This is a genomic window from Plantactinospora soyae, assembly GCF_014874095.1.
GTDB lineage: Bacteria > Actinomycetota > Actinomycetes > Mycobacteriales > Micromonosporaceae > Plantactinospora > Plantactinospora soyae.
This window is the reverse complement of the sequence record NZ_JADBEB010000001.1, coordinates 2022010-2036137: the sequence shown is the minus strand read 5'-3', so window position 1 is coordinate 2036137 and position 14128 is coordinate 2022010. Positions and strand designations below refer to the sequence as shown.

The following is a 14128-nucleotide window of genomic DNA, read 5'->3' as shown; positions in this document are numbered from 1 at the left end:
GATGCAGCGGAGCGAGCCGACACCATTACCGTACGTCGATGAAACCGGGGTCACGGTCCGGCCCGGACCGGCTCCGGTGGGGTCGGTACGGGCGCGGGTGTCGTCGGTCGTCCGCCGCCGAGGAATCGTCGGTGCAGCCGGCGCAGCGGCCCGGGTGCCCACCAGTTCCACTTCCCGAGCAGGCTCATCACCGCCGGCAGCAGCAGACCCCGGACCACCGTCACGTCGAGCAGCACCGCCACCGCCATTCCGAACCCGATCTCCTTGACCGCGGTCAGGTCACCGAGCAGGAATCCGAGGAAGACGATGGTGATGCAGACCGCCGCCGCCGTCACCACCGGACCGGTCCGGGTGATCCCCGCCAGCACCGCCCGCTGGCTGGCCCGGATCCGGGCGGCCGGCGTACGCAGGTCCGACCAGCGATCCCACTCCTCCCGGATCCGGGCGAGCAGGAACACCTCGTAGTCCATCGACAGGCCGAAGACGAAGACGAACAGCAGCACCGGGGTGGTGAGGTCGATCGCTCCCCAGGACTCCACCCCGAGCAGGGCCGAGCCGACACCCCACTGGAACACCACGACCAGCACGCCGAGCGTGGCGAGCAGGGTCAGCGCGTTCATCACCAGGGCCTTCACCGGGATGACCAGCGAACCGGTGAGCGCGAACAGCAGCACGGTGGTGACCAGCAACAGCACCAGTACGGCGAACGGCAGTCGCGCCGACACCGACGACCGGTAGTCCACCAACTCGGCGGCCGGCCCTCCGACCAGCAACGGAAGGGGCTGCTCCAGGGCGCGTACCGCGCGGACCAGTTCCCGCGACTCCGGCCCGCCGGTGCTGCCCTTCGGAGTCAGGTCGATCACCACGGCGGCGCCCGGCACGTCGGGTCGGGGCTGCATCCTGATCACCTGGGGCAGGACGTTGAGCTGGTTCATCAGGTCACGGACCTCGGCACTGGCCGGATCGGCCTCCACCACCACGGTCACCGGCGCCGCCCGACCCGCCTCGAAGTCCCGGAGCAGCACGTCGTGCACCTGCCGGGCCTCCATCGACCGGGGCAGTGCGCGGGCGTCGGAGTTGGCCAGGTTGGCGCCGAACAGGAACGGCAGGGAGAGCAGCAGCAGACCGGCCGTGACGGTGAACGCCACCGGTCCCGGTTTCCGCTGGGCGTACCCGGCCAGGCGTCCGAGCAGCCCCGGGCCGTCGACGGGGTTCTTCCGCCGGCGGGTCGCGGCCAGCGCGCGGCGTACCCAGGTGTCGGACCCGGGGGCGGGGATGTGCCGGTGGGCGACCGCGATCAGCGCCGGCAGCAGGGTCAGTCCGGCCAGGGTGGAGAGCAGCACCGCGACCGCGCCGCCGAGCGCCATCGCGGAGAGCAGCGGTTCGGCGAACGCGTACAGGCCGATCATCGCCACCGCCACCGCGAGGCCGGAGACGAGTACGGCCCGGCCGGCGGTCGCCATCGTCCGGGCCAGCAGGATCCCCGGATCCACGACGCCGTCCCCCCGGGCGGCGGCAACGGCTGCGGCCCGTTCCTCCCGGAACCTGGCCACCAGCAGCAGCGCGTAGTCCACGGTCAGGCCGATGCCCAGCAGCGTGACCACGTTGAGGGTGAACTCGCTGATCCCGGTCACGGTGCTGAGCCCGTACAGGCCGAGCAGGGTCACCGCGACGGCGGCGAGCGCGGCCAGCATCGGCAGCAGCCCGGCCAGCAGGCCGCCGAGGATCACCACGAGGGCGATCAGGAGTACGCCGAGCGCGATCGACTCCCCGACGGCCGCGTCCTCGATCGCCTGCTCGGCGAAGGCGCGCTCGGCCAACTTCTCCCCGCCGACCAGCACCTCGGGCGCGTCGATCTGCCGGAGCAGGACACTGACCCGGTCCTCGGCCCGCTCCCGCTGCTCCGGGGCCAGTCCTTCGGCCAACTCGACCTGGACCAGGGTGCTGCGGTTGTCGGCGCCGATCCGTCCGCCCGCCGCGTTGTAGAGGTCCTCGACGGCCTTCACCCCGGGTACGGCCAGCAGTTCGTCGCGGACCTGTCCGACGCTGGCCACCAGCGCGGGGTCGTACGGGTCCCGGTCGCGGACCACCGCGACCACGATCGGCCCCTCGGGCAGGAGTTCGTCCACCCGCCGCTCTGCCTGCTCCGACTCGGCGTCGGGTCGCAGGTTGTCGGTGCTGGACAGCCGGTCGAAGACCTGGCCGCCGAGGGTCGCCCCGGCCAGCACCAGTCCGAGCCAGCCGATCAGGACCGGCCAGCGCCACCGCCACATCGCGCGCCCGAGTACCGGGAACATCGTCGACCTCCCCCGGGCCGACGCCCGCTCGTCGCCCTCGGCGCACATGCAAACACTCTGGGGAGTCGGACGTCAGCCCCCTTTCCGGCAGTCCGGGCTGCCAACCGGACCAAAAGCGCCGTGCGGAGGTGCGCGTCAGCCCCGCTCGGCGACGCGCCGGACCCGAAGGCGTTCGGCGAGCGCACCGAGCGCCGGAGCGGCGCTGGCGACGGCCGTACGCTGCTCGTCGGTGAGGTCGTCCAGGGCGGCGGCGAAGATCCGGGCCCAGGAGTCCTCGATCCGGGCCGAGCCGTGCGCGGCGTCGACCGTCGGCTGGAGCCGTACGGCGCGTCGGTCGTTCGGGTCGGGCTCGCGGCGGATCAGTTCCCGGGCCACCAGGGCGCGGACGGTCGCGCTCACGTTGCTGGCGTGCAGGCCAAGGTCGCGGGCCAGGGTGCTCACGGAGACGCCGGGAGTTTCGAGGACGTACCGGAGCACCTCGAGTTCCGAGGGTGGCAACTGGCCCAGCCCGGCCTCGTCGACGCCCTGGAGCCGCATCACCCGGCCCAGTTGGTACAGGACTGGTACGAGTGCCCTCGCCTCCCGGAGAACCGTCTCGTCCGCGTCCATCACTCGTTTCACTTCACGAGGGTACCGGTAGACATACTTATATAGTTATAGTAATTTCCTGCCGTGACTTCCACCCCCTCGCGAAGCGAGCAGTCGAGTCCGCCGATTCCCTCGATTCCCCCGCAGCCGCTTTCGCCGGAGCCACTTCCGTCCCAGTCGATCCCGGCGCACCCGAACCCGGCGCAGCAGCTTCCATCGGAGCCGCCGCCGGCGGAGCCCTCGCCACCGGAGCCGTCGCCAGCGGAGCCGAGCCCGGTACGGCCCGCCGGACTGCCGGTGCTGCTCACCGTCGCGCTGGTGCTGCTGGCCTTCGTGCCCCCGATGGGCATCGACATGTACCTGCCGGCGTTCCCGCTGATGGCCGAGGAGTTCCGGACCGACCCGTCCGGCATCCAGCTCACCCTCACCGCTTTCCTGGTCGGCCTGGCACTCGGGCAGCTCGTGCTCGGCCCGCTCTCCGACCGGTACGGCCGGCGGATCCTGATCCTCACCGGTACGGCCCTGTGCGCGGCATCCGCCGCCGCGTGCGCGATCGCTCCCTCGCTGGAGTCGCTGACCGTACTGCGGTTCCTGATGGGATTCAGCGGGGCGGCCGGAGTGGTCGTCGGTCGCGCCGTCGTCTCCGACACCGCCAAGGGTCCTGCCGCCGCCCGGATGTTCGGCATCCTGATGGCGCTCGGCGGGATCGCCCCGATCGTCGCACCCCTGATCGGTGGTGCCGTGATCAGCGCCGCCGGTTGGCGGGCGGTGTTCGGGGTCCTCGCCGCCGGTTCGCTGCTGACCTTCCTGATCACGCTGGTCGCCGTACCGGAGAGTCTGCCGCCGGAGCGGCGGCATGCCGGCGGCCTGCGATCCACCCTGGCCACCGCGCGGTCGCTGCTGCGCGACCGGATCTATCTCGGCTACACGTTCGCGTTCGGTTTCGGTTTCGCGGCCCTGTTCTGCTACATCGCCGCCTCGCCCTTCTTCCTCCAGTACGTCCTGCGCCTCACCGTCGGACAGGCCTCCGTGGCGTTCGCCGCCGGAGCACTCGTCGCCACCCTGAGCAGCGCGGTGAACGCCAAGATAGTCGGCCGGATCTCCCCGGTGACCCTGCTCCGGACCGGCCTGGCCGCGATGCTCACCAGCAGCGCCGCCCTGCTGGGCGTCACGCTGGCCGGGCAGCTCGACCGGATCGTCGTACTCGGACCGCTGCTGCTCTTCTTCGTCGGGCTGGGCATGATGATGGGGAACGCGACCGCGCTGGCGATCCAACGGGTTCCGCACGCCGCCGGGACCGGATCGGCGGTGCTCGGCACGTTGCAGGCCGTTCTCGCCGCGACCGTCGCACCGCTGATGGGCCTCGGTGGACGGGACGTCGCCGAACCGCTCTTCCTCGGCATGACCGTCTGCGTCGGGCTCGCCTGCCTTGCCCTGCGGTTCACCCGACGCCCGGCGGTAGCCGGCTAGACCGTGGTGTGTACGGGGTTGCACCTTCCGTAGCGGCATGTGGTCCAGTGGACTTACGTCCCGATCCCTTGAGGAAAGGTCGCTCCTCATGCATTCGTCTTTCATGCCACCCCGCCAGGTCAAGATCGGTGACGCGGCGGCCTTCGCCGGCAGCACGCCACGGGCGATTCGCCATTACCACGAGATCGGCCTGCTCCCCGAGCCTGAGCGGGGCGGTGACAACCGCCGCCGCTACGGGTACGAGGACATGATCCGCCTGCTGTGGATTCGCAAGATGGCCGACGCCGGGATCGCCCTGGACGACATCCGTGACGCCTTTACCACCGGCACGGCTTCCGCCGGTGCGGACAGCGGAGACGGTATCGCGGGCATCCTGGAGCGCTTGGAGGAAACCCTCGCCGAGCAGGAGGCGGAATTGCGGCGGCAACGGACCGCCGTGCAGCGGATGCGCACCGAAGGCAGCCGGATGGGCCTGCTCTCCGACTTCGTCACCGAACGCCTCAAGAGCCTGCCCGAAGGCTCCCTGCGTCAGGCGGACCTGGACGCTCTGCTGGTCACTGAGCGGATCTTCGGCCCGCTCGGCGCGGCCGTCCAGGCCACCCGCTTCGTCGCCCTGGCCACGCATCCCACTCTGCGGGAGGATTCCGACCGCATCGATGCCGCCGAGGAGGCACTCGATGACAGCGTCGCCGTCGATGATCCACGGGTGGCGCAAGTGGCCGCCGAGCGGCACGCCTTCGAAAGCGCCCTGCAGGCCGTCATCGAGGAGTCCGGCCTGGATAGGGACGACGATGCCCTCTTCGACGCCTGGGACACTTTGCACCCTGCTACCGCCGATCACGGCGAGGACGAGGCCGACTTCAGCTCTGGCAGGCGGGAGATGAGCGTACTTGAAGCCGTCGGCAAGATGCCCTACGACTTCTCCCCAGCCCGCCTGCGCTGTGAGGAACTGGCCATAGAGCTATCCGCCCAAGACTCACCCGCTACCTAAAACACGGCCTGGACCCGCCGGTCGCGGGCATGACCTGGCGGACCTGGAGGCTCGGGTGGCGGGCGTCGGTGTCTGGGCCGGCTATCCGGCGAGCAGGACCGCGAACGCCTCCACCACGCTGGGCGTGACGTGGTCGGGCACGGGCAAGCCGCTCGGCCAGGCACCACCCCGGTCGACCCAAACGGTTCGCAGCCCGGCCGCCTGGCCGCCGCCGACATCCGATGTCGCGCTGTCACCGATCATCCAGCCACCATCGGACAAGGTGGTGCCACACCGCCGCGCGGCGATCTCGAACAACCGCCGGTCCGGCTTGCGTACGTCCTCGGCGCCGGAGATCGCCCAACCATCCAGGTACGCGCCCATCCCGCTACCGGTGATCGTGCGCAGTTGTACGTCGGCGAAGCCGTTGGTGACCAGGCCGACCTTCCAGCCCTCGGCCCTCAGCCGGGTAAGGCCGGCGGGGACACCGGGAAAGACCGGAATCAGGGCGGGATGACGTACCCGGTACTGCGCCCACAGGCTCGACACCGAGTCCGGCAGCCGGAACCGGTCGCGTAGCTCGCCGAAGAAGATCTCCTTCGGCACCAGTCCGTCTCCGTCCGCCTCCACCATCCACTCGACGTCGGCCTGGCCGAGACCACGCCGTACGCAGAACTCCTGCGCCCAGAGCCGGAGACCGGCCGCCCGGTCCACCAGCGTGTTGTCCAGGTCGAAGAGCACCAACCGCTGCACAGCGTAGGCCGTGTTCCGTTAGTGGCGGACCAGGCAGAACGGATGCCCTGCGGGGTCGGCATAGATACGCCAACCGCGTCTATCTACTCCTTCGTCCAACACCGTTGCTCCCAGGGCCAGCACCTGCTCTTGGGCGCGGTCCAGGTCCGTAACGCCGAAGTCCAGGTGGAATTGCTGGGGCCGGGCCGGGTCGGGCCACTGCGGTGGCTGGTAATTCAATGCGCGTTGGAAGGCCAGGACGAGACCAGACGACGTGTGTAACGTCGCCCAGTCGTTGCTGAGCGCCCATCGCTGATCCCGTTGGTTGACGGCACCGCCGAGGAGCGCCTGGTAGAACTCGGCAAGTTCCATCGGGTGGGGGCAGTCCAGCACGACGCACTGGAGGTCAGCGATCATGAGCCGATCCTAGGCGCCAGCCAGGATGCGGCTCGTCGGCCTAGGAAAGTCGCTGGTCACGGGCCTTGGGCTGTGTTTCCATGCCGCAGTGAAGAGCGAGAACGTGTCCGGCGCGGACGTACCCCCGAGTGTCCGACAGCGGACTGATCGCGACCTCGGTGACTGTGTGCGGGTGTTGGCAGAGGTCCATGAGCGCGACGGTTATCCGGTGAACTGGCCCGATTTCCCGGACGCATGGCTCACGCCGCCATCGCTCATCGCCTCCTGGGTGGCGGAACTGGATGGCCGCATAGCCGGCCATATCGGCTTGTCCCGGAGCGACGCGGGAGACGCGGCACCTCGGCTGTGGAGCGCTCGTGCAGGCGTGAGTATCGACGCGACCGCCGTGGTCAACCGACTGTTCGTCGCTCCGTCGGCCCGCGGCCATGGGATCGGTGCGCTGCTGATGGCGCAGGCTGTCAGAGAAGCACAGGATCGTGGCTTGCATCCGGTGCTCGACGTGGTGGCTTCTGACACTGCGGCGGCGGCTCTGTACGAGAGGCTCGGCTGGCAGCTGCTGGCCACAGTCGAACAGCAGTGGAGCCCGGAGCAGAAGGTGGCCGTCCGGTGTTATGCCGCAAACGGCCCGGCTTGATGCCCGAAGGCAGCAACGGCTCAGCAGACCCTAGTCCAACCAGCAGATGATGGCGTCGCCGTCCTTCGCGGCGGCGGCGAAATAGTCCTGGACGTACGGCAGGTGGTGGGTGACCCAGCGGAGTTCGTCGGGCCGGTCCCAGACATCCGGATAGATCTGCGCCCGGGTCAGCTCCGCCGGATCGACACCACGGATCAGATCGTCCTCGGTCAGACCGGCCAACTCCGTCGCGGCCGTGGCCACCTGCTCCGGGGTCAGGTAACGCGGTGGCCCGTACCCCCAGTCGACCTCCGGCTCGACGAATTCCTCGTCGTCCGGATCCAGGTCGGGAGTCTCGACGAACGACTCGGCGCCGTACGCGATCTCGATGTCGAAGCCGCGCCGCTCCAGCAGGAATTCGAAGGCCTGCCACGCCTTGTCGGTGCCGCACAGCCGCTCGTCCTCGGCTGCCACGGCGGCCTGGACGAACTCCTCCGCCCAGTCGAGATCGTCCTTGGCCCGCGCCAACTCGGCCGGTGTCACCCGCAACCAGTTCCCGTTGATGCTCACGCCGAGGAAGCCTAGGACCTTCCGGCGGTTGTCTCCCCGACGATCTCGGCCGTCGGGTCGCGCAGTTCCGGGTCGACCCGCTCGAACAGCACCATGACGAGCAGGCCGCCGAAGATCATCAGCGCGGCGCCGACGCGCAGCGCCAGCGCGTACCCCTCGGTCATCGCGACCTGCGGATCCACGCCACGCTGAATCTCGTCGCCGCTGTACCGCAGCGCGAGGGTGACCAGGACGGCGAGGCCGAGCGCCCCACCGACCTGTTGCATGGTGTTCTGCACCCCGGACGCCAGGCTGGAGTCCTGGACGGTGACCCCGTGCAACGCGGCGGTGGTCGCGGCCGGCATGGTCGCCCCGGCGAACAGCCCGAACACGATCATCCCCGGCAGGATCCCGCCCGGGTAGCTGGTGTCGATATCGATCATGCTGGTCAGCAGGAGCCCGATGCCGGCGCCGACGAAGCCGGCGGACGTCACCGCCTTGACCCCGAGCCGGGGCGTCAACGTGGCGCCGAGGCCGATGCCGGCCCCGATCGCCACCGAGAGCGGCAGCCAGGCCAGCCCGCTGACCAGCGGCGTGTAGCCCAACACGTGCTGCTCGAACAGGGTCAGCATGAAGGTGTACGAGATGAACGCCGCCATGAAGAACAGCGAGGTGGCGTTGACGACCGTCCTGGTCCGGTTGGCGAAGAAGCCGAGCGGGATGAGCGGGTCCTTCGCCCGACGCTCGATCACGAGCATCCCGGCGAGCAGACAGACTCCGGCCACCAGCGGAATCAGCACCGATGCGGATCCCCACGGATGCTCGGCAGCCTGGAGCAGCCCGTAGACGATGGCGACGAGGCCGGCCGTCAGGGTGATCGCCCCGGGGAGGTCGAGTCCGGCGTTCTTCGCCCGTACCATCCGGCTCTCGCGGACCAGCCGAGGCATGATCAGGAGCACCACCACCGCGACCGGCAGGTTGATGAAGAAGATCCAGCGCCACGACGTCAGGTCGGTCAGCAGACCGGAGATGACGTAGCCCGAGGTCCCGCCGAGCGCCACGAGCCCGCTCCAGATCCCCAGCGCCTTCGTCCGTTCCTTCGGATCGGTGAAGAGCAGTGCGATCAGGCCGAGCGACGCGGGAGCGGCGATCGCCTCGGCGACGCCCTGGCCGAACCGCCCAGCCACCATCGTCGCCGGGGAGACGGCCGCACCGCAGACGGCGGAGGAGACCGCGAAGATGACGACGCCGGTCAGCAGCAGCCGTCGCCGGCCGAAGACGTCGGCCAACCGCCCGCCGAGGATCAGCAGGCCGCCGGCCGCCAGCACGTACGCGTTGACCACCCAGGTCAGGCCGGAGTCGGAGAAGCGCAGGCTGTCCTGGATCCGGGGCAGCGCCACGTTCACCACGGTCATGTCCAGCAGGATCATGAACGACAGGCCGGAGAGCAGGGCGAGCACCCACCAGCGCCGGGGATCCTGCGCCGGGGCCTCGACATCGACCGAGGCCCCGACCGACTGAGCCGTGGTCACGCCTCGAAGTCCGCGGGGCTGAACTCCCGCGACTCGACCAGCACCATCCAGTTGCCCGAGTTGTCGCGGGCGACCGCCTCGACGCCGTACGGGCGGTCCTCCGGAGGCTGGATGAACTCGACGCCCTTGGCCCGCAACTCGTCGTACGTCTTCCGGCAGTCGTCCACCCGCAGACCGAGGCTGAACATGCCGCCCTCGTCCATCGCGCGCTTGATCGAGTCCACCATCTCCGGCGAGTACGGCGGGCCGGGCGGGGTCAGGTGGACCTCCAACTCGGGCTGGCTCGGGTGTTTCACCGTGCACCACCGGTAGGACCCGTCGCCGAGGGTGATGTCGGTGTGCTCGGCGAACCCGAGGACGTCGATGTAGAACGCCTTGGAGGCGTCGATGTCCTTCACGAAAACGGCGGTGATCGAAATGTTTGTGATCATTGGACCAGGCTAGGAGCCGGCGTCTGCCTGCGGCTTCTCCTGGTTTGCGCAGCCGCGACGTTCGGCCAGGCCCCACATGAACACGAAACATCCGGGGATGCGGGGCGCACCAGTGGCGGCCCAGCGCCGCTGGAACTCGCTCGGCGTCTCCCCGATCAGTTCCCGGAACCGGCTGCTGAACGATCCGAGGCTGGAGAAGCCGACGGCGTGGCAGACCTCGGTGACGGTGAGGTTGGTGGCCCGGAGCAGATCCTGCGCGCGTTCGACCCGCCGCTGCGACACGTACGCCGACGGCGAGATGCCGTACGTGGCGGTGAACAACCGCTGGAAATGGTACTTGCTGATGCCGGCCACGGCGGCCAACGTCTCAAGATCCAGCGGCTCGGTGTAGTGGCGGTCGGCATGGTCACGAGCCCGGCGTAGATGCACCAGCATGTCGCCCGGGGCTCGGCGCGGCGGTGCGCTCACCGCGCCAGTCTAGGCTGCTCAGACCCGCCGGGCCGGCCCGCAGCACCGACCCGCCCGGCTAACGGTCCTTCAGGGTACGCACGAACGACCGCCACGCGACCGGCTCGAAGGCCAGCACCGGACCGTCCGGGTCCTTGCTGTCCCGAACCCCGACCACTCCGGTCAGGTCGCCGGCCACCTCGACACAGTTGCCGGCGTTGGCGTTGCTGCGGCTACTTTTCCGCCACGTCGCGCCACTCCACGTCATGACTCCGCCACCTCCTGAATCAACTCGATCGACTGCGGGTAGGACAGCGCCTCGCACCGAATTGTCTCCCAGATCCGGTTGATCGCCGCGACCTCGTCCGCACGCTCGATCAACCGTCCCTCAAGCTGGTCGTCCAGAAAACCGACGTCGTCTCCGTGGGACAGTGTCGCGATCACGAAGGGACCGTTCACTCCGACGTAGGCCCCGACCGAGGTCGGGACGACCTGGACCCGGATTCTGGGCTGCTCGGCGCAGAGCTTGGCGATGTGCCGGAGTTGATCGCCCATGACCTCGGCGCCGCCGACCGGCTGACGCAGCACCCGTTCGTCGATCACGGCGGTGAACAGCGGCAGAGTCTCCCCGGTCAGAATCTCCTGACGAGCCATCCGGGTGGCGACGTGCTGCTCCACCTCGGCGTTCGTGAACAACCTTCCGCCGCTGAGCAGCGCGCGGGCGTACGCCTCGGTCTGCAACAGACCGGGGATCACGGTCAACTCGAAGCAGCGCAATGCGAGCGCTTCCCGTTCGAGCACCGCCCACTGCCGGAACCAGGGCATCATCGGGCCGGGGCCGAGCACGGCCTGAATGCGTTCCAGCAGGCCGCCGGTGTCCAGCACCGCGTCGCAGCGCTTGGCGAAGTCGCGGGTCGGTCGACGCTGGCACAGCTCGATCTTGGCGATCAGCGCCGACGAGAAGTTGATCCGCTGTGCCAGCCCGTCCTGGGACAGCCCGGCGATGCCCCGGAACCGGCGTAGCTCTCCGGCGAAGAGCGCGAGGGTCGACGGCTCGGCCACGGACATGCTCCTTACCTCGGACTTCTCGACTCCGGACAACGCCTCGGGTCGCCCGGCGAGCACTTCCGACAGTAGTGGCTCGATCACCAGACTGTGAACCGGGAAACGCGTCCGGCGGCACCGGTACCCGATTCGGTACCCACGCTCTTCGCCACCCAGAGCCCAGCCAGGAGGAGGTCGATGGTCCGATGTGGTCACCGTTCCGGCACCGACCCGAACCCCTCCGGTACGCCCCACAACACCGACGCGACTGGCGGCGCCCCTGGTGGCGGCACTGCCGCTGCGGTGACCGGTGGCCGTGCCGGGACCGGTTCAATCCACCGCCACTCGTCCCGCCGTACCCGGATTCCCGGATCACCTCGAACCTGCCGCCCGAGCGTCCCCGGAAGCGTCCGACGAACCGGGGACCCGGCTGGCAGCTGACCCCACCCCGTCACTGGTACGCGTCGAGATGAACCCGCCCAGGGACCGCCCGTCCGGATCGCACCTGCCGATCCGTCCGCTCTGGATCTGCCGGCGGTGCGGTCATCCGTGGCCGTGTGCCACCGCCCGGCTGACGCTGCTCTCCGAGTACCGGCACGATCGGGTGGCCCTGCACGTCTACCTCGGCTCGGCGCTCTTCGCCGCCACCGCCGACCTGTACCGGTTGAATCCCGAGCCCGGGCCCGACCCCGCTGCCCTGTTCAGCCGGTTTCTCGGCTGGGCCCGCCTGCGCCGCTGATCCGGAGCATTCCCGCCGCCCCGCCTGCGGCCGTCGGGGCCGATACGGCAAACCGCCACCCGTACGAGGGACGACGGTTACTCTCCGGAGTATGACCCGAGGGTTGCTGGTACTCAGAGTAGCCAGCGCCGTGCTGGTGCTGCCGTCGGTGACGATGGCGGGTGCTCCCGGGACGGCGGCGACGCGGCAGTTCGCCGCCGCGAGACAGGCCCCGATGGCACGGCAGCCGACGACGGTGCGGGTGGCCGCGCCGGAGATACCGTGTCCCGCGCCGACCCCGCCGGTGGCCCGACCGACCCGACCCGCGCCGCCACCGCTCAATCCGGCCCACCGCACGGTCGGTGGCCCGGAACTGGCGACCGCCGGGCTGGTCCTTCCGGCCGGCGCACCGACACCGCCGAAGATCACCGCGACGTCGTGGCTGGTGACGGACCTGACCACCGGCGCGGTGCTCGGTGGCTGCGGCCCACACGAGTACGGCGTACCGGCGAGCGTGCAGAAGCTCCTGCTCGCCGCGACGGTGATGCCACGGCTCGATCCGGCACAACTGATCGAGGTGACCGAGTCGGATCTCGACTTCGAGCCGGGCAGTTCGGCCGTCGGGCTGGTCCGGGGCGGTCGGTACTCGGTCGAGACGCTGTGGCTGGGACTCATCCTCAACTCCGGCAACGACGCGGCGAACGTACTGGCCCGGCTCGGTGGCGGGACGGGTGGGATGGCCGGCGGTGTCGCCGCGATGAACGCCGAGGCCCGCCGGCTCGGGGCGTACCAGACGCATGCCGCGACGCCGTCCGGGCTGGACGGGCCGGGGCAGTTCACCAGCGCGTACGACCTGGCGCTGATCGCCCGCGCCTGCTTCGCCCGCGAGGACTTCCGGCGGTACGCCGCGACGAGGATGGCGCAGGTGCCGGCCCAGACGGCGGGGAACACCAAGGGCTTCCCGATCTGGAACGACAACAAACTGCTGCACAACTATCCCGGCGCGTTGGGCGGCAAGACCGGCTTCACCGATCTGGCCCGGCACAGCTTCGTCGGGGCGGCCGAGCGGAACGGCCGTACCCTGCTGGTCACCCTGCTCGGCGCGGAGTCGCAGCCGCTCGCCGGCTGGCAACAGGGCGCCGCGCTCCTCGACTGGGGCTTCGCGCTGCCCACCAACGCCCGCGTCGGCCAGCTCGTCTCCCCGGGGCAGGTCGACTCGCGGGGGCGGATCCCGTCCCAGGCCGCCGGGACCGAGGCCCGGGCCGAGGTCGATCCGCGCTGGCGTCCCAACTGGCTGCTGATGGCCGGCGCCCCGGTAATCCTCCTCGGCATCCTGCTGACGATCCTCTTCCTGCTCCGGCGGCGCCGCCTGGCCGACGACTGAGCAGAGGGGCCGGGTGGGCCAAAGGGTGTAGCCCGATTTCGTCGGCGGGCAGGAGGGCGCGCGGGCCGGGCCCGACTAGGTTTTTTGGCAGACCTGGTACACCAGCCCTCCGCGAAGAAGGACGCCCGTGGCCTCTGCCCGTAAGACGCTCCTGACCGGTTCACTCACCGTCGTAGTGGGGCTGGCGCTCTGGCTGTTCGGCTCGGACGAGGAGATTCTCGTCTTCACGCCGTCAAAGGTCGGCGTGGTCATGATGGTCGCTGGAGGTCTGGAGTCGTTGTACGGCGTCTACAAGAGCCTGCTTAGCAACATGTCCAGCCCACCCGGTCCGCACTAGCCTGACCGGCATGACCCAGTACGTGGCACTGCTGCGCGGCATCAACGTCGGCTCGGGCAACCGGATCGGCATGGCCGACCTGCGCCGGATCGTCACCGACCTCGGGCACGAGGACGTGAAGACCTATCTACAGAGCGGAAACGTGGTCTTCGGCGCAGAGCCGGGGGCGGGGAAGGGCGGCGCCCCGGGCCCGGATCGGCTCGCCACCGCCATCCGGAAGGCCGTCGCCGACGAGCTGGGCGTGGACGTACCCGTGCTGGTTCGGTCGGGCGCGGAGCTGGCGGCGTTGGCCGCCGAGAACCCGTACCTGAAATCGGAGCGCGACGAGACCAAGCTGCTGGTCGCCTTCCTGGCCGGGGCACCAGCGACGGACAAGGCGGCCGAACTGACCGTGCCGGGTACGGACACCGCCGAGTTCACCCTCGCGGGTCGGGAGATCTACCTGCACTACCCGGACGGGTTCGGCCGGACCAAGTTCAGCAACGCCTACCTGGAGAAGCAGTTGGGGACGGTGTCGACCACCCGCAACTGGAAGACCGTCCGGGCCCTGGCCGAGCTGGCCGCCGACTGACCGGCGCCCCCGCCACGGTGGCGCCGGT

At 69.9% G+C, this 14128-nt stretch carries 17 protein-coding genes; 7 read left to right on the top strand and 10 right to left on the bottom strand.

All coding sequences use genetic code 11. The annotated features are described in order from the left end of the window. Nucleotides 1–50 precede the first annotated feature (50 nt). Together H4W31_RS09070 and H4W31_RS09065 are read right to left on the bottom strand one after the other, a co-directional pair. Complete coding sequence (locus tag H4W31_RS09070; protein WP_225945454.1) at nt 51–2345, bottom strand: MMPL family transporter; 2295 nt, start codon at nt 2343–2345, stop codon at nt 51–53. Nucleotides 2346–2432: 87 nt separating this feature from the next. After that, complete coding sequence (locus H4W31_RS09065; RefSeq protein ID WP_318783103.1) at nt 2433–2918, bottom strand: MarR family winged helix-turn-helix transcriptional regulator; 486 nt, start codon at nt 2916–2918, stop codon at nt 2433–2435. A gap of 51 nt (nt 2919–2969) precedes the next feature. On the opposite strand from H4W31_RS09065, the gene H4W31_RS09060 reads away from it, so the two are divergent. After that, a complete protein-coding gene (locus tag H4W31_RS09060) occupies nt 2970–4355 on the top strand; it encodes a multidrug effflux MFS transporter (RefSeq protein WP_318783102.1) in 1386 nt (461 codons plus the stop codon). Between the two features lie 88 nt (nt 4356–4443). Further along, nucleotides 4444–5346 carry a MerR family transcriptional regulator gene (locus tag H4W31_RS09055; protein ID WP_192766250.1) on the top strand — a complete coding sequence of 301 codons (903 nt, stop codon included), beginning with the start codon at nt 4444–4446 and terminating at the stop codon, nt 5344–5346. Nucleotides 5347–5427: 81 nt separating this feature from the next. Here H4W31_RS09055 and H4W31_RS09050 read toward each other — a convergent pair whose 3' ends face one another. Together H4W31_RS09050 and H4W31_RS09045 are read right to left on the bottom strand one after the other, a co-directional pair. Continuing rightward, on the bottom strand, nt 5428–6066 hold the full coding sequence (locus H4W31_RS09050) for an HAD family hydrolase (protein ID WP_318783722.1): 639 nt from the start codon (nt 6064–6066) through the stop codon (nt 5428–5430). A gap of 30 nt (nt 6067–6096) precedes the next feature. Then, nucleotides 6097–6474, bottom strand: coding sequence for a VOC family protein (locus H4W31_RS09045; RefSeq protein ID WP_192766248.1), 378 nt, complete (start codon nt 6472–6474; stop codon nt 6097–6099). Nucleotides 6475–6646: 172 nt separating this feature from the next. On the opposite strand from H4W31_RS09045, the gene H4W31_RS09040 reads away from it, so the two are divergent. Next, entirely contained in the window at nt 6647–7108 is a 462-nt protein-coding gene (locus H4W31_RS09040) for a GNAT family N-acetyltransferase (RefSeq protein WP_318783101.1), read from the top strand. A 30-nt stretch (nt 7109–7138) separates the two neighbouring features. Here the strand turns inward: H4W31_RS09040 and H4W31_RS09035 are convergent, their stop codons facing one another. The 6 genes from H4W31_RS09035 to H4W31_RS09010 are packed head-to-tail and all read right to left on the bottom strand — an operon-like array spanning nt 7139 to nt 11108. After that, nucleotides 7139–7657 (bottom strand): YfbM family protein, encoded by a 519-nt coding sequence (locus H4W31_RS09035; RefSeq protein WP_192766246.1) that lies wholly within the window; start codon nt 7655–7657, stop codon nt 7139–7141. An 11-nt stretch (nt 7658–7668) separates the two neighbouring features. Next, nucleotides 7669–9168 carry an MFS transporter gene (locus H4W31_RS09030; RefSeq protein WP_318783100.1) on the bottom strand — a complete coding sequence of 500 codons (1500 nt, stop codon included), beginning with the start codon at nt 9166–9168 and terminating at the stop codon, nt 7669–7671. Then, the gene (locus H4W31_RS09025; protein ID WP_192766245.1) at nt 9165–9599 is read right to left on the bottom strand and encodes a VOC family protein; all 435 of its coding nucleotides are present in this window, start codon (nt 9597–9599) and stop codon (nt 9165–9167) included. The genes H4W31_RS09030 and H4W31_RS09025 overlap by 4 nt, the downstream gene beginning before the upstream one ends. Nucleotides 9600–9608: 9 nt before the next feature. Beyond that, complete coding sequence (locus tag H4W31_RS09020; RefSeq protein ID WP_318783099.1) at nt 9609–10067, bottom strand: AraC family transcriptional regulator; 459 nt, start codon at nt 10065–10067, stop codon at nt 9609–9611. A 58-nt stretch (nt 10068–10125) separates the two neighbouring features. Next, a complete protein-coding gene (locus tag H4W31_RS09015) occupies nt 10126–10314 on the bottom strand; it encodes a DUF397 domain-containing protein (RefSeq protein ID WP_192766244.1) in 189 nt (62 codons plus the stop codon). Further along, on the bottom strand, nt 10311–11108 hold the full coding sequence (locus H4W31_RS09010) for a helix-turn-helix domain-containing protein (protein WP_318783097.1): 798 nt from the start codon (nt 11106–11108) through the stop codon (nt 10311–10313). The genes H4W31_RS09015 and H4W31_RS09010 overlap by 4 nt, the downstream gene beginning before the upstream one ends. A 451-nt stretch (nt 11109–11559) precedes the next feature. On the opposite strand from H4W31_RS09010, the gene H4W31_RS09005 reads away from it, so the two are divergent. The 4 genes from H4W31_RS09005 (at nt 11560) to H4W31_RS08990 (ending at nt 14100) form a co-directional block, all read left to right on the top strand. Further along, nucleotides 11560–11829, top strand: coding sequence for a hypothetical protein (locus H4W31_RS09005; RefSeq protein WP_192766243.1), 270 nt, complete (start codon nt 11560–11562; stop codon nt 11827–11829). A gap of 91 nt (nt 11830–11920) precedes the next feature. Next, complete coding sequence (locus tag H4W31_RS09000) at nt 11921–13192, top strand: D-alanyl-D-alanine carboxypeptidase family protein (protein ID WP_192766242.1); 1272 nt, start codon at nt 11921–11923, stop codon at nt 13190–13192. Nucleotides 13193–13319: 127 nt separating this feature from the next. Beyond that, entirely contained in the window at nt 13320–13529 is a 210-nt protein-coding gene (locus H4W31_RS08995; protein ID WP_192766241.1) for a DUF5708 family protein, read from the top strand. A 10-nt stretch (nt 13530–13539) separates the two neighbouring features. Next, entirely contained in the window at nt 13540–14100 is a 561-nt protein-coding gene (locus tag H4W31_RS08990) for a DUF1697 domain-containing protein (protein ID WP_192766240.1), read from the top strand. The last annotated feature ends 28 nt before the right edge of the window (nt 14101–14128 follow it).

What these genes read in the sequence shown, in the direction of transcription:
- H4W31_RS09070 (WP_225945454.1), bottom strand. Translation starts at nt 2,345, where the DNA reads ATGTGCGCCGAGGGCGACGAGCGGGCGTCGGCCCGGGGGAGGTCGACG.
- H4W31_RS09055 (WP_192766250.1), top strand. Translation starts at nt 4,444, where the DNA reads ATGCATTCGTCTTTCATGCCACCCCGCCAGGTCAAGATCGGTGACGCG.
- H4W31_RS09045 (WP_192766248.1), bottom strand. Translation starts at nt 6,474, where the DNA reads ATGATCGCTGACCTCCAGTGCGTCGTGCTGGACTGCCCCCACCCGATG.
- H4W31_RS09025 (WP_192766245.1), bottom strand. Translation starts at nt 9,599, where the DNA reads ATGATCACAAACATTTCGATCACCGCCGTTTTCGTGAAGGACATCGAC.
- H4W31_RS09015 (WP_192766244.1), bottom strand. Translation starts at nt 10,314, where the DNA reads ATGACGTGGAGTGGCGCGACGTGGCGGAAAAGTAGCCGCAGCAACGCC.
- H4W31_RS09005 (WP_192766243.1), top strand. Translation starts at nt 11,560, where the DNA reads ATGAACCCGCCCAGGGACCGCCCGTCCGGATCGCACCTGCCGATCCGT.
- H4W31_RS09000 (WP_192766242.1), top strand. Translation starts at nt 11,921, where the DNA reads ATGACCCGAGGGTTGCTGGTACTCAGAGTAGCCAGCGCCGTGCTGGTG.
- H4W31_RS08990 (WP_192766240.1), top strand. Translation starts at nt 13,540, where the DNA reads ATGACCCAGTACGTGGCACTGCTGCGCGGCATCAACGTCGGCTCGGGC.